This is a genomic window from Pseudomonas sp. OVF7 (assembly GCF_030644265.1).
GTDB lineage: Bacteria > Pseudomonadota > Gammaproteobacteria > Pseudomonadales > Pseudomonadaceae > Aquipseudomonas > Aquipseudomonas gorinensis.
Genome location: NZ_CP128996.1, coordinates 5,606,933 through 5,627,983, shown reverse-complemented (window position 1 = coordinate 5,627,983; position 21,051 = coordinate 5,606,933). Strand labels below are relative to the sequence as shown.

The 21,051-nt window shown below is 61.4% G+C and carries 19 protein-coding genes, 4 tRNA genes and 1 riboswitch; of the genes, 16 read left to right on the top strand and 7 right to left on the bottom strand.

Features of this window, described 5'->3' with window-relative positions:
* The first annotated feature begins 61 nt into the window (after positions 1-61).
* Together QU606_RS25490 and QU606_RS25485 are read left to right on the top strand one after the other, a co-directional pair.
* On the top strand, positions 62-502 hold the full coding sequence (locus QU606_RS25490) for a TspO/MBR family protein (protein WP_193689599.1): 441 nt from the start codon (positions 62-64) through the stop codon (positions 500-502).
* On the top strand, positions 502-1,428 hold the full coding sequence (locus QU606_RS25485; protein WP_193689598.1) for an alpha/beta hydrolase fold domain-containing protein: 927 nt from the start codon (positions 502-504) through the stop codon (positions 1,426-1,428). Before QU606_RS25490 ends, QU606_RS25485 begins: the two co-directional genes overlap by 1 nt.
* 233 nt (positions 1,429-1,661) lie before the next feature.
* Here the strand turns inward: QU606_RS25485 and QU606_RS25480 are convergent, their stop codons facing one another.
* The 4 genes from QU606_RS25480 to QU606_RS25465 all read right to left on the bottom strand — a co-directional run bounded on the left by QU606_RS25480 (position 1,662) and on the right by QU606_RS25465 (position 5,755).
* The gene (locus tag QU606_RS25480; RefSeq protein ID WP_024076530.1) at positions 1,662-2,426 is read right to left on the bottom strand and encodes an ABC transporter ATP-binding protein; all 765 of its coding nucleotides are present in this window, start codon (positions 2,424-2,426) and stop codon (positions 1,662-1,664) included.
* Positions 2,423-3,427 (bottom strand): iron ABC transporter permease, encoded by a 1,005-nt coding sequence (locus tag QU606_RS25475; protein ID WP_024076529.1) that lies wholly within the window; start codon positions 3,425-3,427, stop codon positions 2,423-2,425. The genes QU606_RS25480 and QU606_RS25475 overlap by 4 nt, the downstream gene beginning before the upstream one ends.
* Positions 3,424-4,434: an ABC transporter substrate-binding protein gene (locus tag QU606_RS25470; protein ID WP_304997763.1), complete on the bottom strand. Its 1,011-nt coding sequence runs from the start codon at positions 4,432-4,434 to the stop codon at positions 3,424-3,426. Before QU606_RS25470 ends, QU606_RS25475 begins: the two co-directional genes overlap by 4 nt.
* 113 nt (positions 4,435-4,547) lie before the next feature.
* Positions 4,548-4,743: riboswitch (cobalamin riboswitch) on the bottom strand.
* Between the two features lie 82 nt (positions 4,744-4,825).
* A complete protein-coding gene (locus QU606_RS25465) occupies positions 4,826-5,755 on the bottom strand; it encodes a DNA/RNA non-specific endonuclease (RefSeq protein ID WP_277378454.1) in 930 nt (309 codons plus the stop codon).
* A 132-nt stretch (positions 5,756-5,887) separates the two neighbouring features.
* Between QU606_RS25465 and QU606_RS25460 the strand changes: the two genes are divergently transcribed.
* Both QU606_RS25460 and QU606_RS25455 read left to right on the top strand, forming a co-directional pair.
* A complete protein-coding gene (locus QU606_RS25460; RefSeq protein WP_024076526.1) occupies positions 5,888-6,949 on the top strand; it encodes a M4 family metallopeptidase in 1,062 nt (353 codons plus the stop codon).
* 28 nt (positions 6,950-6,977) lie between these two features.
* Entirely contained in the window at positions 6,978-7,283 is a 306-nt protein-coding gene (locus QU606_RS25455; RefSeq protein WP_024076525.1) for a protealysin inhibitor emfourin, read from the top strand.
* Positions 7,284-7,307: 24 nt separating this feature from the next.
* Here the strand turns inward: QU606_RS25455 and QU606_RS25450 are convergent, their stop codons facing one another.
* On the bottom strand, positions 7,308-8,699 hold the full coding sequence (locus QU606_RS25450) for an aldehyde dehydrogenase family protein (protein WP_304997762.1): 1,392 nt from the start codon (positions 8,697-8,699) through the stop codon (positions 7,308-7,310).
* Between the two features lie 103 nt (positions 8,700-8,802).
* Here QU606_RS25450 and QU606_RS25445 point away from each other — a divergent pair, with 103 nt between their 5' ends.
* Positions 8,803-9,696: a LysR family transcriptional regulator gene (locus QU606_RS25445; protein ID WP_069076637.1), complete on the top strand. Its 894-nt coding sequence runs from the start codon at positions 8,803-8,805 to the stop codon at positions 9,694-9,696.
* 81 nt (positions 9,697-9,777) lie between these two features.
* On the opposite strand, the gene QU606_RS25440 is transcribed toward QU606_RS25445, so the two are convergent.
* On the bottom strand, positions 9,778-9,987 hold the full coding sequence (locus QU606_RS25440; RefSeq protein WP_024076522.1) for a hypothetical protein: 210 nt from the start codon (positions 9,985-9,987) through the stop codon (positions 9,778-9,780).
* A 111-nt stretch (positions 9,988-10,098) separates the two neighbouring features.
* A complete protein-coding gene (locus QU606_RS25435; RefSeq protein WP_150056164.1) occupies positions 10,099-11,295 on the bottom strand; it encodes an amino acid aminotransferase in 1,197 nt (398 codons plus the stop codon).
* A gap of 344 nt (positions 11,296-11,639) precedes the next feature.
* Here QU606_RS25435 and uvrB point away from each other — a divergent pair, with 344 nt between their 5' ends.
* The 11 genes from uvrB (at position 11,640) to QU606_RS25380 (ending at position 20,875) form a co-directional block, all read left to right on the top strand.
* Positions 11,640-13,655: an excinuclease ABC subunit UvrB gene (gene uvrB / locus QU606_RS25430; protein WP_024076520.1), complete on the top strand. Its 2,016-nt coding sequence runs from the start codon at positions 11,640-11,642 to the stop codon at positions 13,653-13,655.
* Positions 13,656-13,850: 195 nt separating this feature from the next.
* Entirely contained in the window at positions 13,851-15,332 is a 1,482-nt protein-coding gene (gene gltX, locus QU606_RS25425) for a glutamate--tRNA ligase (RefSeq protein ID WP_024076519.1), read from the top strand.
* A gap of 147 nt (positions 15,333-15,479) precedes the next feature.
* Positions 15,480-15,555 (top strand) — tRNA-Ala (locus QU606_RS25420).
* A 78-nt stretch (positions 15,556-15,633) separates the two neighbouring features.
* Positions 15,634-15,709 (top strand) — tRNA-Glu (locus QU606_RS25415).
* Between the two features lie 49 nt (positions 15,710-15,758).
* Positions 15,759-15,834, top strand: a tRNA-Ala gene (locus QU606_RS25410).
* Between the two features lie 90 nt (positions 15,835-15,924).
* Positions 15,925-16,000: transfer RNA gene (locus QU606_RS25405), tRNA-Glu, on the top strand.
* A gap of 218 nt (positions 16,001-16,218) precedes the next feature.
* Positions 16,219-16,758: a TetR/AcrR family transcriptional regulator gene (locus QU606_RS25400; protein WP_069076640.1), complete on the top strand. Its 540-nt coding sequence runs from the start codon at positions 16,219-16,221 to the stop codon at positions 16,756-16,758.
* 15 nt (positions 16,759-16,773) lie between these two features.
* On the top strand, positions 16,774-17,607 hold the full coding sequence (locus QU606_RS25395; protein ID WP_024076517.1) for an alpha/beta hydrolase: 834 nt from the start codon (positions 16,774-16,776) through the stop codon (positions 17,605-17,607).
* A gap of 38 nt (positions 17,608-17,645) precedes the next feature.
* The gene (locus tag QU606_RS25390) at positions 17,646-18,080 is read left to right on the top strand and encodes a thioesterase family protein (RefSeq protein ID WP_024076516.1); all 435 of its coding nucleotides are present in this window, start codon (positions 17,646-17,648) and stop codon (positions 18,078-18,080) included.
* A 55-nt stretch (positions 18,081-18,135) separates the two neighbouring features.
* Positions 18,136-19,104 (top strand): tRNA-dihydrouridine synthase, encoded by a 969-nt coding sequence (locus QU606_RS25385; protein ID WP_024076515.1) that lies wholly within the window; start codon positions 18,136-18,138, stop codon positions 19,102-19,104.
* Positions 19,105-19,915: 811 nt separating this feature from the next.
* Entirely contained in the window at positions 19,916-20,875 is a 960-nt protein-coding gene (locus QU606_RS25380) for a hypothetical protein (RefSeq protein ID WP_304997761.1), read from the top strand.
* The last annotated feature ends 176 nt before the right edge of the window (positions 20,876-21,051 follow it).

Here is a 21,051-nt window from a genome sequence, read left to right as displayed (position 1 = left end):
TGAAGATGCATGCAGAAAGACTTCCCCGTTGCACGCCACTGAACTCAGCCAAGGACAGACGATGACCTTCTTTATATTCCTCCTGGCTTGCGCCGCTGCCGCCAGCACCGGTGTCATTTTCAAGCCCGGTGCCTGGTACGAATCCCTGGTCAAGCCCGGCTTCACCCCGCCCAACTGGCTGTTCCCGGTGGCCTGGAGCATTATCTACCTGCTGTTGGCCTGGGCCGGTTACCGCTTGAGCTTGATCCCCGACAGCCAGCCGGTGCTGGCATTGTGGGCGGCGCAGATTGCGTTGAACACGCTGTGGACACCGGTATTTTTCGGTGCGCATCAGTTGCTCGTCGGTATGCTGATCATCGTGTTGTTGTGGCTCACCGTCGCCGCAATGGTGGTGTTGGCCGTGCGCCTGGACCTGATTACCGGGTTGATCCTGTTCCCGTACCTGGCGTGGCTGTGCGTGGCGGCGGCGTTGAATTTCTCGATTTTGCGCAATAACCGCTGATGGCCCATAAACCCTGGCCCGCCAGTGCGCCTGAACTGGCTCAAATGCGCCGCTTCAACCAAAAGCTCACTTGGCTGCCGCGCTTCAAAATCCGCAATCGCGTGACACCGCGTTTGATTCAGGCGTTGTTGCGGGTCAGTCAAACGTTCAAGCGGGCGCCTCTGGCCGAGACTCAATTCGTGGGCGCAGTCCCCGTGCGTATCTTGCGGCCGAGCGGCAAGCCCAAGGGCGTGGTGCTGGATATCCACGGCGGCGGTTGGGTGATCGGCAATGCGCAGATGGATGATGACCTCAACCTGGGCCTGGTGAACGCGTGCGAGGTGGCGGTGGTGTCGGTGGATTATCGGCTGGCGGTCGATACACCGATAGAAGGGCTGATGGAGGATTGTTTGAGCGCCGCGCGCTGGCTGTTGGGTGACTGCGCGGAATTTGCCGGGTTGCCGGTGATTGTCGTGGGGGAATCGGCCGGTGCGCACTTGGCGGCGGCGACGTTGCTGGCATTGAAGCAGTGGCCGGATTTGCTCCAGCGCGTGAGCGGTGCGGTGTTGTATTACGGCGTCTATGATTTGACCGGCACTCCCAGCGTACGCGCGGCGGGCCCGCAGACGTTGTTGCTGGATGGGCCTGGCATGGTGGACGCGTTGCGCAGGCTGACCCCAGGGTTGAGCGATGAGCAGCGGCGACAGCCACCGTTGTCGCCGTTGTATGGCGACTTCAGCGGGTTGCCGCCGGCGTTGATGTTTGTGGGGGCATTGGACCCGCTCAAGGATGACACCCTGCTTATTGCTGAGCGCTGGGGGACGGTGGAAGCCCATCTGCTGCCGGAGGCGGCCCATGGGTTTATCCATTTTCCGTTGGCGATCGCCGAGAACGTTCTGGCCTATAGCCGGGCGTGGGTCGCGCGCCGGATCGCTGTAGCACCGTAAACCTGCCGCGGTTCTTGCCTGATGGGCCCTTGCTTCAAGAGGTACCCATCATGGGCTTTCGTATGACGGGCCTTGCCCTAATGCCAGTCAGTCAAGGAGGAAAACGAAGCGGGCTCGCCACAACAAGCCCGCTTTCCACAATTAGCCCGCTCTCCAGAGTTACCGTTTTCCTCCTTGACTGACTGGCATTAGGGCTCGCCCCCGATGACACTGTTGGGCCGCGTTGTTAAATCTCAGTTCGAGCGCAACCGCAGTATCTGCACGCCGTCGAACGGGTCTGTCAGGTAATGCGCCTGCACGCCGAAGGTTTCCTGCAAGCGTTGCGGCGTCAGCACCTCCAGCGGTTTGCCCAGTGCCACCAATCGCCCATGATCCAGCACGGCCAGGCGGTCACAGGTCAGTGCCTGGTTGAGGTCGTGCAGGGCGATCAAGGTGGTGACGGGTAATGCCTGCACGCCTTTCAAGATCGTCAGTTGATGCTGGATGTCCAGGTGATTGGTCGGCTCATCCAGCAACAGGATCTGTGGCCGTTGCGCGAGGGCGCGGGCGATGTGCACGCGTTGGCGCTCACCGCCGGAGAGGCTGCGCCAGGCGCGTTGGCTCAGGTGGGTGGCGTCGACGTCGTGCAGGGCCTGGCGCACGATGCGATCGTCTTCGCTGGACCACGGGCTCAGCGCCGACAACCACGGTGTGCGGCCCAGTGCCACGGCGTCGAATACGCGGATGGCATCGTCGGTGTCGGCCTGTTGTTCCACCACCGCCAGGCGTTGTGCGATGGCGCGGCGGGACAGCGCGCCCAAACGCTCACCACCCAGGTGCACCTCGCCGCTGGCCGGTGCGCGCAAGCCGGCGAGCAGTTTGAGCAGGGTCGATTTGCCGGAGCCGTTCGGCCCGACGATACCCAAGGTTTCCCCCGACTGGACTTGCAGGTGAATATCGCGCAGCAACTGGGCCTCTCGCACCTTGAAGCCCAGGGCCGTGCAGCTCAGCACCGTCATCGCGCATTCCTCCGGCCGATCAGGATCAGCGCAAATACCGGCGCGCCGACGAGTGCGGTGACCACGCCCACCGGAATGACCTGGCCCTTGATCAAGGTGCGTGACAGCACATCGGCTGTAATCAAAAACAATGCGCCTCCCAAGGCGCTGGCCGGCAGCAGGCGTGAGTGCCCGGTACCGAGCAACAGGCGTGCGGCGTGAGGGATGACCAGGCCGACAAAACCAATGGAGCCGACAATCGACACCATCACCGCGGTGACCAACGCCGCGCAGCCCACCAGCACAAATTGCACGCGGCGCACCGGGATGCCGAGGGACGCCGCCGAGTCGCTGCCGAAGGTGAATGCATCCAGTGCGCGGCGGTGCCACAGGCACACCGCCAACCCCGCGACGGCCACCGGTACCGCCAGCCACACCGACGACCAACGCACGCCGCTGAGATTACCCAGCAACCAGAACAGGATGCCGCGCGCCTGTTCGGAGCTGGCGGACTTGGTGATCAGGAACGCGGTCAGCGCGTTGAACAGCTGCGAACCGGCGATGCCTGCCAGGATGATCTGGCCGGTGCCGCTCGACGACCCGCTGGCCCGGGCGAGCAAAATCACCAGCGCAAACGCCGCCATCGCCCCGGCAAAGGCGCCGGCGGACAGCGAGATCAAGCCACCGCCGACCCCCATCAGCACCACCAGCACCGCGCCGGTCGAGGCACCGGCGCTGATGCCAAGCAGGTAAGGGTCGGCCAAGGGGTTGCGCAACAACGACTGCAGAATCACCCCGCATGTGGCCAGCCCCGCACCGCAGGCGGCGGCGACCAGCGTGCGAGTGAGGCGATAGTTCCACACCACGCCTTCGTCGATAGGGTCCAGCGCGTAGCCGGCGGCCCACAGTTTATTAGCCAACACCTGGAGCACTACCTGCGGCTCGATGGCGGTTTCGCCGATGGCTACGCCGGCCAGTATGGCGATCAACAGCAGCGCCAGGGCGAGGAGCGTTCTGCTCATTTGGGCAGGTCGTAGCTGTCGATGGCGCTCGCCAGTTGGTCGAGCCCATCGAAAGTACGCACGCTGGCCTGTAGGGCCATGGCGTCAAGGATGATGATGCGGTTGTGTTTCACCGCGTCCATGTTGCGTGTCACCGGGTCGCTGCGCAGGAAGGCCAGTTTCTGTTCGTAGTTGTCGACCGGGTAGCGGCGGCGGTCCATGCGCGCGATCACCAGGAAGGTGGGGTTGGCTTTGGCGAGGGTTTCCCAGCCGACGGCGGGCCACTCTTCATCGGACTGCACCACGTTGTGCAGGCCGAGGGTTTGCAGCATGAATTCGGGGACACCCTTGTGGCCGGCCACATAGGGATCGCTGGCCATTTCGGCGCTGGAGAACCACACCAGCGCACTGGCCTGTTTGAGGCCCTTGTTGCGGGCGGTGGCGACGGACTTGGCCAGGCGCGCCTTGAGCGCCTCGTTCAGTTGCTGGCCGCGGTCCGGCACGTCGAAAATCTCGGCCAGTTGGCTGATGCTTTTATAAATGGTGTCGATGCGGAACGGCTCCAGGCGTGTGCCGTCGGCGCCCACCAGGTTGTTCTTGCCTTCGCAGTCGGACGGCAGCAGGTAGGTGGGGATCTTCAATTCATGAAACTGCTCGCGGGTGCCGACCACGCCTTGTGGGCCAACCACCCATTCCAACTCGGCGGCCACCAGTTGCGGGCGCTTGGCAATGACCGCTTCGAAGCTTGGCTCATTGTTGGCCAGGCGCTCGATGGTGTCGTTCTGTGCCTTGAACTGCGGCAACACGTTGTTGAACCACAACGCCGTGCCGACCACTGTGTTGCCCACACCCAGGGCGTAGAGCATCTCGGTCGCCGCCTGGCCAATGGTTACGCTGCGGGCGGGCGCTTGCTGAAAGGTCAGGGTGCTGCCGCAGTTCTCCAGCGTCAGCGGGTAGTGGGTGGGCGTCGCCTGGGCCAGGGCACAGAAGCCCAGTCCGGTGAGCAAGGCGGTAACGCGTGGCAGCATGGGGCAATCTCCTGGGAGCCGTACGTGGAACTGGGGAGGTACGGTTCGGAAATACGCCCTCGGACGCTGCGGTGGAGGCAGCCAAGGATGTCCTTCCCGGACACCCCGCCGGTTAGTGATTTTACTGGGCCGGCAGGTCTCCTGACTGATGCGTCGTCACCCGGCTCCAGCCTTCCCGGAGGGTATCCAGTGGCGTTGAGGAGCAGGCTCGGCATCTACAGTTGCGGGGGCAGTTCCGATTGACGCGGGGGTACCGCGCTTCGGATTCCCTATTAGTCCCGTTTGGGAACCGGCGCGGTATGGTAGTCGATTGGGCTGGGGAGGGGGAACCGAATGGCGGCTTTCTGTAGGCGCGTACAGGCTCGCGCCCACATAAAGCCGCGGTAACCGGTCAGAGGCGTATATCTTCAGGGCCGCGGATCAGCGCTTCAATTCGCGTCCCCGTGGCGCGCTCTTCATTGCTGAAACCGTCGTAGTCGGCCAGGTTGGCGAAACGGATGCCGGTCAATTGCTCGATCTGGATCACACTGCGCCGGTAGGTCCGCAGTTGGCCAAATACCAGATCAAGCTGACCGAGTTCACGGCTCTGGTCGATCATGTAGGCGCTGGCAGAGGGCTTGCCGTCGTCGCCGAGGTAGGCCACCACTTTCCAGAATGCCTTGGGGATTTTCACGCCGCGGTAGACACGGTCGTCATCGGCCAACACCGGGCCGGTAAACACCGTGGCCCGGGCCTTCCAGCGTTGTGTGTTGTCGAGAATGTAGTCTTCGAGCTCCAGCCAGGTCTTCTGGTTGAACCCGCTCATCTGCGGCGAGCAATTGGTGAAATGGAACGTATCGAGGTTGGCGGTGTTGGCCTCGTCGCCCCAGTTGGGATCCTGTCGTCGCACCAGGTGGCCGCGATCCAGGCCGTTGTTGGTGTAGAGCTCGTCGCCGATCTGCGCGCTGATGGGCAGGCGGCCGTCGTAGGCCCAGGTGTCGTTGCTGCGAACGATATCCACCGCCTGTCTGCCGTCGATATTCACGCCCACATAGAGCGCCATCCGTCGGGAACGTGACAGGGTCACCGAGAAATGCGTGTAGTCCAGGCGCAGCGGCTGGACGTCAGTTGCCAATGCCTCATCCACCGTGGGCCACGGCACGGCGAAGCCGCTGAGAAAGTCGGGTGCGTAGCCACGCCGGTCCTGCAAATCCTTGGCGGGCGTCACACGGGGCGTCGCCGCCCTGGCTTCCATCAGGCTGGGGGTGGCCGGGATCAACGGGCGTAGATCGACGAGCCGGGGGCGGTGGGTCAGGTCAATTTTGGCTTTGCGTGCTGGCATCGCGAGTTCCTCGCAGTCTTGGGTAAACACGACTGCAACACAGGTTCATGACAATTAGGGCCAGGTACCCGCAGCAGGGCTATCCTGAACCGGTGACCCGGACGTTCATTACCCGCCAAAAGGAGCCAGCCCATGTGTGTTCGCCACCCGCGCCAGGCGATTTTCTGCCTGATCCCGCCTTACATCCTCGACCAGATCGCGCGTAACGGTAATAAAACGCAACGGGACGTCGCGCTACGTACCCGCGCCAAGGACAGCACGTTCCGCTCGTTGCGCATGGTCGCCGAGCCCGCTCATGGCCCGGCCCGTATGGCCTTGGCCATGGGCGCCGGCAAACGGCGTTCGATCTACGGCGCCGAGGGCACGGATAGCCTGCCAGGCAAGCTGATCCGCGGCGAAGGGCAGCCCGCCAGCGGCGATGCGGCGGTAGACGAAGCTTATGACGGTTTGGGCGCCACGTTCGATTTTTTTGACCAGGTCTTCGACCGCAACTCCATCGACGATGCCGGTATGGCGCTGGACGCGACCGTGCATTTTGGCCAGAACTACAACAATGCGTTCTGGAACTCGACCCAGATGGTGTTTGGTGATGGCGATCAGCAATTATTCAACCGGTTCACGATCGCGCTTGATGTGATTGGCCATGAATTGGCCCACGGCGTGACCGAGGATGAAGCCAAGCTGATGTATTTCAATCAATCCGGCGCCTTGAACGAGTCGTTGTCGGATGTGTTTGGCTCGCTGATCAAACAGTACTCGTTGCAGCAGAAGGCGCAAGATGCCGATTGGTTGATCGGCAAAGGGTTGTTTACCGACAAGATCAAAGGCATTGCGCTGCGCTCGATGAAAGCACCCGGTACTGCCTTTGACGACAAGTTGCTGGGCAAGGACCCACAACCGGGGCATATGGATGATTTCGTACAGACTTACGAGGACAATGGCGGGGTGCATATCAATTCTGGCATTCCCAACCATGCGTTCTATCAGGTGGCCACGAAGCTGGGTGGGTTTGCCTGGGAACGTGCGGGGCGGATCTGGTATGACGCATTGCGCGATGCGCGCTTGCGGCCGAACTCAGGGTTCCTGCGCTTCGCGCGGATTACCTACGATATCGCCGGTCGACTGTATGGCGCGAACAAGGATGAGCAGAAGGCGGTCAAGGAGGGCTGGAAAGCGGTTGGCATTCATGTGTGACAAACCGCCTGTGCGGTGAGGAGCAGCCATGCAAATTTCGATCAAGGAAAACGGCGGGCCGGCGTTTTTTCCGGGGCTGGCCAAACCTCGTACGGTGCAGCTGGACACGCTGCCCGAGCCGGACCAGCAGGAATTGCGGCAACTGATCGAGGCGTCAAACTTCTTTGAGTTGCCGCAAAGCACCGCGCCAGAACCCGGCAACCCAAGCCAGGTGCATTACACGTTGACCGTGACGGAAGGCGAGCGTGAGCACACGGTCTGCGTGCTGGCGCCGGTGAAGTCGCAGGCGCTGGATGGGCTGGTGCAGTGTGTGCGGCGGCATATTCGCTGTTGAGGCAGGTTCAGGGCCTGCCCGAACTTACTTGCGATCCAGCCAAACGGTCTGCGCGTTGCAGAACTCGCGCACGCCAAAGTGCGACAACTCGCGACCGAAGCCGCTCTTCTTCACGCCACCAAACGCCACCCGAGGGTCGGAGACGCTGAAAGCATTCACGAAGATCCCGCCGGTTTCCAGCTGGTTCGCAATGTCGCGGGCCTTGGCTGGATCCCTGGTGAAGATGCTCGCGGTGAGGCCGAACTCGCTGTCATTGGCCAGGGCCACGGCATGGTCGGCGTCGCGGGCGGTGATGATCGAGGCCACGGGGCCGAACAGTTCCTCTTTGAAGGAGGTCATCTGGTCGGTGACGTCGGCCAGTACGGTCGGCGCGTAGTAGTTGCCGGCGCCGGCTACTTTGTCGCCGCCCAGCAGCAGGGTCGCGCCTTGCGCCAGGGTCGTCTGGACCTGGGCATGCAGTTCGTCGCGCAGGTCGAAGCGGGCCATGGGGCCGACGTAGGTGGCGGTCGAGGTCGGGTCGCCCATCACCAGGGCACGGCTGGCTTCGACAAACTTGGCGGTGAAGGCTTCCACCACACCCGCTTCGACGATCAGGCGCTTGGCGGCGGCGCAGACTTGGCCGCTGTTCTGGAAGCGGCCGATCACGGCGGCCTGGACGGCGGCATCGAGGTCGGCATCGTTGAGCACGATGAACGGGTCGGAACCGCCCAATTCCAGTACGCATTTCTTCAGCGCGGCACCGGCCTGGGAGCCGATGGCCATGCCGGCACGCACGCTGCCGGTGAGGGTGACGGCGGCGATGCGCGGGTCGGCGATGGCTTTTGACACGCCTTCCTGGGTCACATTGAGCACTTCGAACAAGCCTTCGGCGAAGCCGGCTTTGTCGAACGCGGCTTTCATCAGGTAGGCGCTGCCCATGACATTCGGCGCGTGTTTGAGCACGTAGGTGTTGCCGGCGAGCAGCGTCGGCACCGCGCCGCGCAGGACTTGCCACACCGGGAAGTTCCACGGCATCACGGCCAGGATCGGGCCCAGCGGGCGGTATTCGATATGGGCGGTGCCGTTGTCCACTAGGGTCGGTTCCGGGGCGAGCATGGCCGGGCCGTGGGCCGCGTACCACTCGCTGAGCTGGGCGCATTTCTCGATTTCGGCACGGGCCTGGACGATGGGTTTGCCCATTTCCAAGGTGATCATCTGTGCCATCTCTTCGGCTTGATCACGCAGGGCAGCGGCCAGGGCCAGCAACAGGGCCGAGCGCTCGCTGACCGGCTGGCGGCGCCAGGTGCGGAAGGCGTGGGTGGCACGGTTGAGGGCGGCGTCCAACTGGGCTTCGGTTTCGTAGGGGTAGCTGCCGACCGTCGCCCCGGTAGTGGGGCTGATCGACAGGGCGTGGGTCTGGTGGGTGATAGCGTTCATGGCACCGTCCGGCTGAATGAGTGGATTGGGGTCAGCCTACGGGGCTGCATCTTTTCTGGAAACTGAATAATATTGAGCAATACATTCACGATTGGAGAATGATTTGGACTTGGTGCAGCTGGAAATCTTCAAGGCCGTTGCCGAGCAAGGCAGCATCAGTGCCGCGGCGCAGTTGATTCATCGGGTGCCGTCGAACCTGACCACGCGCATCAAGCAACTGGAGCAGGATCTGGGCGTGGAATTATTCATCCGCGAGAAAAGCCGCCTGCGCCTGTCGCCAGCCGGGTGGAACTTCCTTGGCTATGCGCGGCGCATTCTTGACCTGGTGCAGGAAGCACGCGCGACGGTGGCGGGGGAGGAGCCCCAGGGGGCATTTGCCCTCGGTTCGCTGGAGAGCACGGCCGCGGTGCGCATTCCGGCGTTACTGGCGGCGTACAACCAGAAGCACGCCAAGGTCGAGCTGGACCTGAGCACCGGGCCGTCCGGGACGATGATCGAAGGCGTGTTGTCGGGACGCCTGGCGGCGGCGTTTGTGGATGGGCCGGTATTGCATGCCACCCTGGAAGGCGTGGCGGTGTTCGAGGAAGAGATGGTGGTGATTGCGCCGTTGCAGCATGCGCCGATCACCCGCGGGCAGGATGTGAACGGGGAGAGCATCTACACCTTTCGCTCCAACTGTTCCTACCGGCACCATTTCGAGCGGTGGTTCTCACAGGATGGCGCGGTGCCGGGCCGCATCTTCGAGATGGAGTCCTACCACGGCATGCTCGCCTGCGTCAGTGCCGGGGCCGGCCTGGCGCTGATGCCGCGCAGCATGCTGGAAAGCATGCCGGGGTTTACCACGGTGAGCGTGTGGCCGCTGACGGACAGTTTCCGCCTGTTGCACACCTGGCTGATCTGGCGACGGGGCACGGTGTCGCAGAGTTTGAACAGTTTTGTGAAGTTGCTGGAGGAGCGCGGCCACTGTAGGCGCGAGCTTGCTCGCGAAGGTCGTTAACGATAACGCGGGCATTCTGGATAAACGCGGTGTCCCTGCGTTTTTCGCGAGCAAGCTCGCTCCTACTACTGCGGGTCGTGTTCAGCCGCCGAATTGCAGGGTGCCCATGGCCAGTTTCGCCATGAGTGCCGTCGCGCCCAACTGCACCAGCCACAACGCCAGGCCACCCAGGAACACACCCAGCGCCACTTGCAGCACCAGGCTTTTCTGGCGCTTGGCTTGCGGCGCGCGCGGAGCGAAGTACTCCTGGTCGTCTGGATCGGCGTGCAGGTTCAGGTCGTCGTTTTTCATAGGGCTCTCACAGCAAAAGGGCAATCGGTGCTCAGTCTAGGGGAGCAGGGTATTTTCCGACAGGCATTAAAAAGGGAAGCCACGGCTTCCCTTCGTATAACGCCGTCAGGCTTATAGAACCTGAACAATCGCCTTTGTTACCGCACCGATGTTCGACTGGTTCAACGCCGCCACACAGATACGCCCGGTGTCCAGCGCGTAAATACCAAACTCGGTGCGCAAGCGGGTGACTTGCTCCACGGTCAGGCCCGAGTAGGAGAACATCCCACGCTGGCGGCCGACGAAGCTGAAGTCGTGGCCCGGAGCAGCCTTGGCCAGCTCGGCCACCATTTGCTCACGCATGCCACGGATGCGCAGGCGCATTTCGGCCAGCTCGGCTTCCCACTGGGCACGCAGTTCAGGGTTGTTCAGCACCGCCGCCACGATCGCTGCGCCGTGGGTCGGCGGGTTGGAGTAGTTGGTGCGGATCACGCGCTTGACCTGGGACAGGATGCGCGCGCTTTCTTCCTTGGACTCGCTGACGATCGACAGTGCGCCCACGCGTTCGCCATACAGGGAGAACGACTTGGAGAACGAGCTGGAGACAAAGAAGGTCAGGCCGGATTCCGCGAACAGGCGCACGGCAGCGGCGTCTTCGTGGATGCCGTCGCCAAAGCCCTGGTAAGCCATATCGAGGAACGGTACCAGGTTCTTGGCCTTGACCACGTCCAGCACGTGTTGCCAGTCCGCCGGGCTCAGGTCGACGCCGGTCGGGTTGTGGCAGCAGGCGTGCAGCACCACGATGGACTGCGGCGGCAGGGCGTTGAGGTCTTCGAGCAGGCCGGCACGGTTCACGTCGTGGGTGGCGGCGTCGTAGTAGCGGTAGGTCTGCACCGGGAAACCGGCTTTTTCGAACAGTGCCTGGTGGTTTTCCCAGCTGGGGTCGCTGATGGCAACCACGGCATTGGGCAGCAGTTGCTTGAGGAAGTCGGCGCCGATTCTCAGGGCACCGGTACCGCCGACGGCTTGCGCGGTGATGACGCGGCCGGCGCCCAGCAGTGGCGACTCAGCGCCAAACAGCAGTTTTTGCACGGCCTGGTCGTAGGCCACGATGCCGTCGATCGGCAAGTAGCCACGGGCAGCGTGTTGCGCCACGCGAATGGCTTCCGCTTCGGCAACGGCACGCAGGAGTGGAATCTTCCCCTCCTCGTTGCAGTAAACGCCCACGCCAAGGTTGACCTTGGTGGTTCGTGTATCGGCGTTGAATGCTTCGTTGAGGCCCAGGATAGGATCGCGTGGTGCCATTTCGACAGCGGAGAACAGGCTCATTTTTGCGGCAGCTCTATGGGGGAAAGGAGGGACGTGTCGCGCTCCAGCCGAATGCACTAGAGCGGTGCACAAACGGGGAGCTAGTATAGAGGCCATCACGCCTGAGGGCGACAGCCGAAACGGCTTTTCGGCCAAGTTTTTCGGTTTATTTGCCGACCGTTAGTCTTATTGCAACATTGGGGGGAAGGGCCATGTAGGAGGATTACCTTGAAACCCGTCACATTCGCCACCACTTCTACAGCTATCATGGTTTTTTCCTGCAACCTGCGATGAGAATTCGCGGGTTGCTGAGCTATTTCGTCCTCGGCGGTTGTCAGCCTGGGGTGACTTGAAAGAGGTACGTTATGTCGGATTTCCAGCTCGTCACCCGCTTTGAACCCGCCGGCGACCAGCCCGAAGCGATTCGCTTGATGGTCGAAGGCATCGAGGCCGGCCTGGCGCACCAGACGCTGCTCGGGGTGACCGGTTCGGGCAAGACCTTCAGCATTGCCAACGTGATCGCGCAGGTGAACCGCCCGACCTTGGTGCTGGCGCCGAACAAGACCCTGGCTGCGCAACTGTATGGCGAGTTCAAGGCGTTCTTCCCGAACAACGCGGTGGAGTACTTCGTTTCCTATTACGACTACTACCAGCCCGAAGCCTACGTGCCGTCCTCCGATACCTTTATCGAGAAGGATGCGTCGATCAACGACCATATCGAGCAGATGCGGTTGTCGGCGACCAAGGCGCTGCTGGAGCGCAAGGACGCGATCATCGTTACCACGGTGTCGTGCATCTACGGCCTGGGCAGCCCGGAAACCTACTTGAAGATGGTGCTGCACGTCGATCGCGGTGACAAACTTGACCAGCGTGAACTGCTGCGTCGCCTGACGAGCCTGCAATACACACGCAACGACATGGACTTTGCCCGCGCCACCTTTCGCGTGCGCGGCGATGTGATCGACATCTACCCGGCCGAATCCGACCTGGAAGCGATCCGCATCGAGCTGTTTGACGATGAAGTCGAGAGCCTGTCGGCGTTCGACCCGTTGACCGGCGAGGTGATCCGCAAACTGCCGCGCTTCACCTTTTATCCGAAAAGCCACTATGTGACCCCGCGCGAGACGTTGATGGGCGCCATCGAGGGCATCAAGGTCGAGTTGGCCGAGCGCCTTGAGTACCTGCGCGCCAACAATAAGCTGGTGGAAGCCCAGCGCCTTGAACAGCGCACCCGCTTCGACCTGGAGATGATCCTCGAGTTGGGCTACTGCAACGGCATCGAAAACTACTCGCGCTACCTCTCGGGCCGCGAATCCGGGGCGCCGCCGCCGACCCTCTACGACTACCTGCCGCCCGATGCGCTGCTGGTGATCGACGAATCCCACGTCAGCGTGCCGCAAGTGGGCGCCATGTATAAGGGCGACCGCTCGCGCAAGGAAACCCTGGTGGAATACGGTTTCCGCCTGCCGTCGGCGCTGGATAACCGGCCGATGCGCTTCGATGAATGGGAAAGTATCAGCCCCCAGACCATTTTCGTGTCGGCGACACCGGGGAACTACGAGGCCGAGCATGCCGGCCGCGTGATCGAGCAACTGGTGCGCCCGACAGGCCTGGTGGACCCACAGATCGAAATCCGCCCGGCGTTGACCCAGGTTGACGATCTGCTCTCGGAAATCACCAAGCGCGTGGCCCTGGAAGAGCGGGTGCTGGTCACCACGCTGACCAAGCGCATGTCCGAAGACTTGACCGACTACCTGGCCGACCACGGTGTACGGGTGCGTTACCTGCACTCGGACATCGACACCGTGGAGCGCGTGGAGATCATCCGCGACCTGCGCCTGGGCACCTTCGATGTATTGGTGGGGATCAACCTGCTGCGTGAGGGCCTGGATATGCCCGAGGTGTCGCTGGTGGCGATCCTGGATGCGGACAAGGAGGGCTTCCTGCGCTCCGAGCGTTCGCTGATCCAGACCATCGGCCGTGCGGCGCGTAACCTCAATGGCCGGGCGATTCTCTATGCCGATCGTATTACCGGCTCCATGGAGCGGGCGATCGGCGAGACCGAGCGCCGCCGCGACAAGCAGATCGCCTTTAACCTGGCCAACGGCATTACGCCCAAGGGCGTGTTCAAGGACGTCGCCGACATCATGGAAGGTGCCACCGTGCCTGGCTCGCGCAGCAAAAAGCGCAAGGGCATGGCCAAGGCTGCCGAGGAAAGCGCCAAGTACGAAAACGAACTGCGCTCGCCGAGCGAGATCACCAAGCGGATTCGCCAGTTGGAAGAGAAGATGTACCAGCTGGCGCGGGATCTGGAGTTCGAGGCAGCGGCGCAGACGCGCGATGAGATCGGCAAGTTGCGTGAGCGGTTGCTGACGGTCTGATTTGCGCTGACTCAACCGGCCTCATCGGGGCAAGCCCCCTCCCACATTTGACTGCATTCTCATGCTGAGAACCGGTCCGGTGTGGGAGGGGGCTTGCCCCCGATGGCCGCGCCTCGGTTTTCCAGAAATCACCCAGGCTGTTACCATTCGCCCCTTGTTTCAATTTTCAGTTATATCGCCCATTCGAGACCTGCCATGACCACCGTCCGCACGCGCATCGCGCCATCGCCTACTGGGGATCCCCACGTCGGTACTGCCTACATCGCCTTGTTCAACTACTGCTTTGCCAAGCAGCATGGCGGTGAATTCATCCTGCGGATCGAAGACACCGATCAACTGCGTTCGACCCGTGAGTCGGAACAGCAGATTTTCGATGCCCTGCGCTGGTTGGGCATTACCTGGTCAGAAGGCCCGGACGTCGGCGGCCCGCATGGCCCGTACCGTCAGAGCGAGCGCAGCGACATCTACAAGCAGTACACCCAGCAATTGGTCGACATGGGCCATGCGTTCCCTTGTTTCTGCACCGCCGAAGAGCTCGATCAGATGCGCGCTGAGCAGCAGGCGCGCGGTGAAACGCCACGTTACGACGGCCGTGCGCTGTTGTTGTCGAAAGAAGAAGTGGCCCGGCGCCTGGCGGCTGGCGAGCCCCATGTGATTCGCATGAAGGTGCCGAGCGAAGGCGTGTGCGTGGTGCCGGACATGTTGCGCGGTGACGTCGAGATCCCGTGGGACCGCATGGACATGCAAGTGCTGATGAAGACCGACGGCTTGCCGACATACTTCCTGGCCAACGTTGTCGATGACCACCTGATGGGTATCACCCACGTGCTGCGCGGTGAAGAATGGCTGCCGTCGGCGCCGAAGTTGATTCTGCTCTACGAATACTTCGGCTGGGAACAACCGCAGCTGTGCTACATGCCGCTGCTGCGTAACCCGGACAAGAGCAAGCTGTCCAAGCGCAAGAACCCCACCTCGGTGACGTTCTACGAGCGCATGGGCTTTATGCCCGAAGCCATGCTCAACTACCTGGGCCGCATGGGCTGGTCGATGCCGGACGAGCGCGAGAAGTTCTCGTTGCAGGAAATGGTCGACAACTTCGACCTGTCCCGCGTTTCGCTGGGCGGGCCGATCTTCGATATCGAGAAATTGTCGTGGCTCAATGGCCAGTGGCTGCGTGACCTGCCGGTGGAAGAGTTCGCCAGCCGCGTGCAGCAGTGGGCGTTGAACCCTGAATACATGATGAAGATCGCACCGCTGGTGCAGGGCAGGGTGGAGACGTTCAGCCAGGTCGCACCGTTGGCCAGCTTCTTCTTTGCCGGTGGCGTGAGCCCGGATGCCAAGCTGTTTGAATCCAAGAAGCTTTCCGGTGACCAGGTTCGCCAGTTGATGCAGTTGATCCTGTGGAAGCTCGAAAGCCTGCGCCAGTGGGAGAAGGAGGCGATTACCGCGACGATCCAGGCGGTGGTTGAATCCCTCGAACTGAAATTGCGCGACGCCATGCCGCTGATGTTCGCCGCGATCACCGGCCAGGCCAGTTCGGTGTCGGTGCTTGATGCGATGGAAATTCTTGGCCCGGACCTGACGCGTTTCCGTCTACGCCAAGCCCTTGATTTGCTTGGCGGTGTGTCGAAGAAAGAAAACAAGGAATGGGAAAAGCTGCTGGGCGCTATCGCCTGAGTCAGCTGCTGTAGCGGCCAAACCCCGGTTTTCCGGGGTTTGTCTGGTAAGTGATTGTTATCCCGGCAAAAATTTTTAGAAATTGTTGAAAATAAATTTGACACCTTTCTAAAGCGCCATTAAGATTCGCCCCGTCCTCACCGATGAGGGGCTATAGCTCAGCTGGGAGAGCGCTTGCATGGCATGCAAGAGGTCAACGGTTCGATCCCGTTTAGCTCCACCAATTTACAGGTTCAAGGTCTGGCCACACCGTCCTTGAATCGATCAGTCCTCAGCGCTGATCAGTTGTACAGAAGGTTTTGTCCCCTTCGTCTAGTGGCCTAGGACACCGCCCTTTCACGGCGGTAACAGGGGTTCGAGTCCCCTAGGGGACGCCAGTTTCAACAAGCAGTTCGAAAGGTCTGCTGCGCCGCCAGGCGAAAAATCGGGGCTATAGCTCAGCTGGGAGAGCGCTTGCATGGCATGCAAGAGGTCAACGGTTCGATCCCGTTTAGCTCCACCAATTTACAGGTCCAAGGTTCCGGCCACACCGTCCTTGGATCGATCAGGCCAGGTTTCAAGATCAGCCTGGTCAGTTGTACAGAAGGTTTGTGTCCCCTTCGTCTAGTGGCCTAGGACACCGCCCTTTCACGGCGGTAACAGGGGTTCGAGTCCCCTAGGGGACGCCACGATTACCCGCTCTGCGGGATTTTTAAGGGTCATTCAATTATTGAATGGCCCTTTTGTTTGTCTGGCGTTTGGGTTTCTGCCCTCTGGCCTGTTCTATTTGCCCTGACTCTTATTCCAACGTTTTGCAGGCGGCCGGTTCGGACGGGCGGTCATGCTTCTCGCTTGCGAAATATTATTATGGTAATAATATTCAACCCATGAACGACGGAGGCACACGATGAGCGATAAAAAAGCGCAAACCCGCGAACGCATTCTGCAGGCTGCCAGTGCCGCGTTGGTCCAGCGTGGCCCGGCCGAGCCGAGCGTGGGGGAAGTCATGGGCGCGGCGGGGCTGACGGTGGGTGGGTTTTACGCGCACTTTGAAAGCAAGGATGCGCTGATGCTGGAGGCCTTCAGTCAACTGCTGGCCCAGCGTCGAGCTTCGATCGACGACATGGACGAGCAACTGACCGGTGAAGAGCGTCGTGCGCTGGTGGCCGCGTTCTACCTGTCGCGCAAACACCGCGACTCGACGGCCAAAGCCTGCCCCATCCCGGCGACGGTGGGCGAGATGAGCCGCCTGCCGGACGAATTTCGCCAGGTGCTCAATGAGCATGTGGAGTTGATGGCCGCACAGTTGGCCGCCAGCCCGGAAGATACCGACAAAGCCTTGGCAGACATGGCCTTGATGATTGGTGGCCTGGCCCTGGCTCGTGCGCTTGGGCCGGGTGAATTGTCGGATCGTGTATTGCGTGCTGCCAAGTCGGCAGTGCGCTGAAAAGGGGGTTGCATAATGGGCGCATTCACATGGATTCGTAGCGTCAACGGCACCTTGGGGCGCCTGGCGCCGCACACGGTGGCCAGTAAAATGCGTCGGGTCTTCATGACCCCGCGAGACCTGCCGCCGCGTGATTGGGAATTGCCGCTGCTGGCCCAGTCGGAGCGCATCACCTTGCGTTTCGGCCTGTCGGCGCTGCGTTGGGGCCAAGGGCCGGCGGTGTTGCTGATGCACGGTTGGGAAGGGCGGCCGACGCAATTCGCCAGCTTGATCACGGCGTTGGTGGGCAACGGCTATTCGGTGATTGCCCTCGATGGCCCGGCCCATGGTCGTTCGCCGGGGCGTGAGGCCCATGTGCTGTTGTTCGCCCGCGCCATGCTGGAAGCGGCGGCCGAGTTGCCGCCCTTGCACGCGGTGGTCGGCCATTCCATGGGCGGCGCCAGTGCGATGCTGGCGGTGCAGTTGGGGTTGCGCACTGAAGCGCTGGTGAGCATTGCGGCGCCGTCGCGCTTCCTGGATGTGCTGCGCGGCTTTGCCGGAATGGTCGGTTTGCCGTCGCGGGCCCGCTCGGCGTTTATCCAGGAAGTGGAACTGACGTTCGGCATGCCGCTCAAGCACTTGGATGTCGCCCACTACCAGATGAATATCCCTGGCCTGATCGTTCACGCCGAAGACGATACCTTCGTTCCGGTCAACGCCTCGCAAGCTATCCATGACGCCTGGTTCGACAGCCGCCTGCTGCGCCTGGAACACGGCGGGCACCAGAAAGTTCTGGCTGATCCGCGTGTGATCGAAGGCGTGCTGGACCTGTTGGCAGGCCGTCGTTTACAGGAGCGCCAGACCGCCTGATACACTGCCGTGCCGACATCAATCGACTGGAGCAAGGCATGGGCTGGGATTTGGCAACGCCGTTTATCATCGACCTGCAGGTGGCCCCTGAGGACATTGACGGCCTGGGGCACGCCAACAACGCGGTGTACGTCGCCTGGCTGGAACGCTGCGCCTGGCGCCACTCCCAGCGCCTGGGGCTGGACCTGACCGAGTATCGTCGCCTGGACCGTGCCATGGCCGTGGTGCGCCATGAGATCGATTACCTGGCGGCCGGCTATGAGGGCGACGAGCTGCAACTGGCGACCTGGATCGTCGATTGGGACCAGCGCCTGAAAATGACCCGGCGCTTCCAGCTCGTCCGGCCCCGTGACGGCGCGACCTTGCTGCGCGCGCAAACCACCTTCGTCTGCATTGAACTGTCCACGGGCAAGCCCAAGCGTATGCCGACAGAGTTTCTCGACGGTTATGGCCCCGCCCTGACAGGGGGTTAACGGTTGCGCTGGGAAACCCAGTAAACTGCGCCACGATTTTTGTTGAGTGTTTTCCATGCAAATTGCCTTGGCGCCCATGGAGGGGTTGGTCGACAACATCCTGCGGGACGTGTTGACCCGCGTGGGCGGTATCGACTGGTGCGTGACCGAATTCATCCGCGTCAACGACCGCCTGCTCACCCCCGCCTATTTCCATAAGCTCGCTCCGGAACTGCTGCAAGGCGCCCATACGGCTGCCGGTGTGCCGTTGCGTGTGCAATTGCTTGGCTCCGACCCGGTGTGCCTGGCCGAAAACGCAGCCCTGGCCTGCGAGCTCGGTTCGCAAGTGATCGACCTGAACTTCGGCTGTCCGGCCAAGACCGTCAATAAGTCGCGCGGCGGTGCGGTGCTGCTCAAGGAGCCGGAGTTGCTCAATCAGATCGTCGAGCACGTACGCCGAGCAGTTCCTGCTCATATCCCGGTGACCGCCAAGATGCGTCTGGGCTTCGACAGCCCGGACGGCGCGTTGGTGTGCGCCACTGCCCTGGCCGAAGGTGGCGCGGCGCATATCGTGGTGCATGCGCGCACCAAGACCGATGGCTACAAGCCCCCGGCCCATTGGGAATGGATCCCGCGGGTGCAGGACGTGGTCAAGGTGCCGGTGTTCGCCAACGGGGATATCTGGAGCGTCGAAGACTGGAAGCGTTGCCGCGAAGTCAGCGGCGCTGAAGACATCATGCTCGGTCGTGGCCTGGTAGCGCGCCCTGACCTGGCTCGGCAGATTGCCGCGGCGCGGGCGGGCGAAGACGTGGTGGAAATGACTTGGGCGCAGTTGCAGCCCTTGCTTCAGGACTTCTGGGTCCAGTCGGTCGCCCAGTTGACCGAACGCCAGGCGCCGGGCCGTTTGAAGCAGTGGCTGGCGATGCTGACGCGTAATTACCCCGAAGCTGTCGAGCTGTTTACGGCCCTGCGCCGCGAGACCGGGTTGGAGCAGGTGAGTCGCCTGCTGAATATGCCCCATCCTGAGTCATGCAGTAACGCTTGAGTGTTTGTTGAGGACCGCTGGGGCCACGCGTCAGCGTTTATTGTATTTCAACGTAAATGCTCCGTACCGAAAAGTACGGGGCATTTTGTGTTTGTGGGCGGTAGGGATTCACTCGGTACCCCCAGCGGTAGTGGGGTATTTGGGTGAGGGAGAGGGTGTTTCAATATTAGGCGGTAACATTGAGTAAAGTGCACGGTATTCCAGATTCAAAATAAAATGGCATGTAAGGTTTTTTGTGTTTTTCATTTTTTAATGTGAATGAATGATTGGGTTGCTTGATGTTATTCCCGTGGGCGCGGAATAACACAATAGACGGTGTTGTGGCCTCTGGAATTATGTCGGTGATTGACGTGTTGCGCGGTTTATTAGCGTGTGTGTCCTGTAAGGGCATGTCGGCCCCGTTTGATACGCGGCATTCCTCTGGAAGTCATGGGGAAAAGTCTGAAGATTCAGTTTGGTTTCCTTATATGAAGCGCGATTTCAGGAACTCGATGGCGTGATGTTCCACGAATGTAATGACTGTGAAGCAACGCCGTTGTTCGCAGCCCCTACAGACTATCGCTTCCCTGGCCAACTAACGTACGTCAGGCCGCGCTGAATAAGGAACTTGCTAATGTCGCTATCGATCAATAACTCCCCCTTTGTCAATGTTGATAAGTCGGTCTATGACCGTAGCCCAGCTTCAGCCGATGTCAATAAAAGTGCGCTGCCTGCCAAGGCAGATACTCGGGCGCCGGTTCGCAGTGACTGTTTCCAAGTTGCGCCCAATAACGTGATAGTCAATGGCGGTGCACTCACCAAGTTGTTTGACATGTTTGATATGGTCTTCAGGGCCATGCGCGAGGTGCTTTCCGGAAGAAACATAGCCGCTGATGTACTGCCCCAGTCGGGGCAATTGCCGGGCGTTAAGCCGGACGCGCGCCAGCTGCCTGTGACCCCTGACAAGGGCAACCTGCCGTTGAAACCACAGCAGCGCGACTTGCCAGGCGTGAAGCTGCCGATGGAGCCTCGGTACGTTGATCCGGCATGGGTGCGGCCTGACGAGCACGAGCACGAGCCGCATGAGGAACTGGTTTTACCTCCCCACATCAGCGTGAACAACGATGCCAAGGCCAATGTGCATGTGAACGTGAACGTCGGCCATTGCCATTGCCCGGATACGCAGTCGTTACCGGACGGCGGGTTGAAGCCGCGGGTGCTGCCGGACGTGCCCAAGCCCGTCGTGGAACCCAGGCTGAATGTGAAACCCTGGGTAACGCCCCGCCCCAAGCCCGAGGTCAAGCCAGGCGTGACGCCAAGCCCACGGCCGGAGGTCGAGCTGAATGTGAAACCCTGGGTAACGCCCCGCCCCAAGCCCGAGGTCAAGCCAGGCGTAACGCCAAGCCCACGGCCTGAGGCCGAGCTGAATGTGAAACCCTGGGTAACGCCCCGTCCCAAGCCCGAGGTCAAGCCAGGCGTAACGCCAAGCCCACGGCCTGAGGTCGAGCTGAATGTGAAACCCTGGGTAACGCCCCGTCCCAAGCCCGAGGTCAAGCCAGGCGTAACGCCAAGCCCACGGTCTGAGGTCAAGCTGAACATGAACCCCGACACAACACCCAGCCCGAAGCCTGAAGTCCAGTCGGATGTAAAACCCAACGTAACGCCGACGCCTGAGGTCACGCCACAGCCGGCACCTCCTGTTACCCCGGACTTAACCAGCCCAGCCCCTACGGATAATCGATTCGACCCCAGGAGTTGGCGGTTCGCGCCGCGTCCGAAGTTCATGTCCTGACCTGGCTTACTTGATCTCGATACTTTGAATAGAGCGCGTACTTCCTGAACTTAACCGTTTAGCGAAGTACCTGCTCGTGGAGGGCTGCATGTCGTGTTGTTCAATTAATAATATTGCGCGTGTCGGGGATATGCGCCAGGTACTGCCTACGGATTCTCTGAGTGTCAGTAATGACT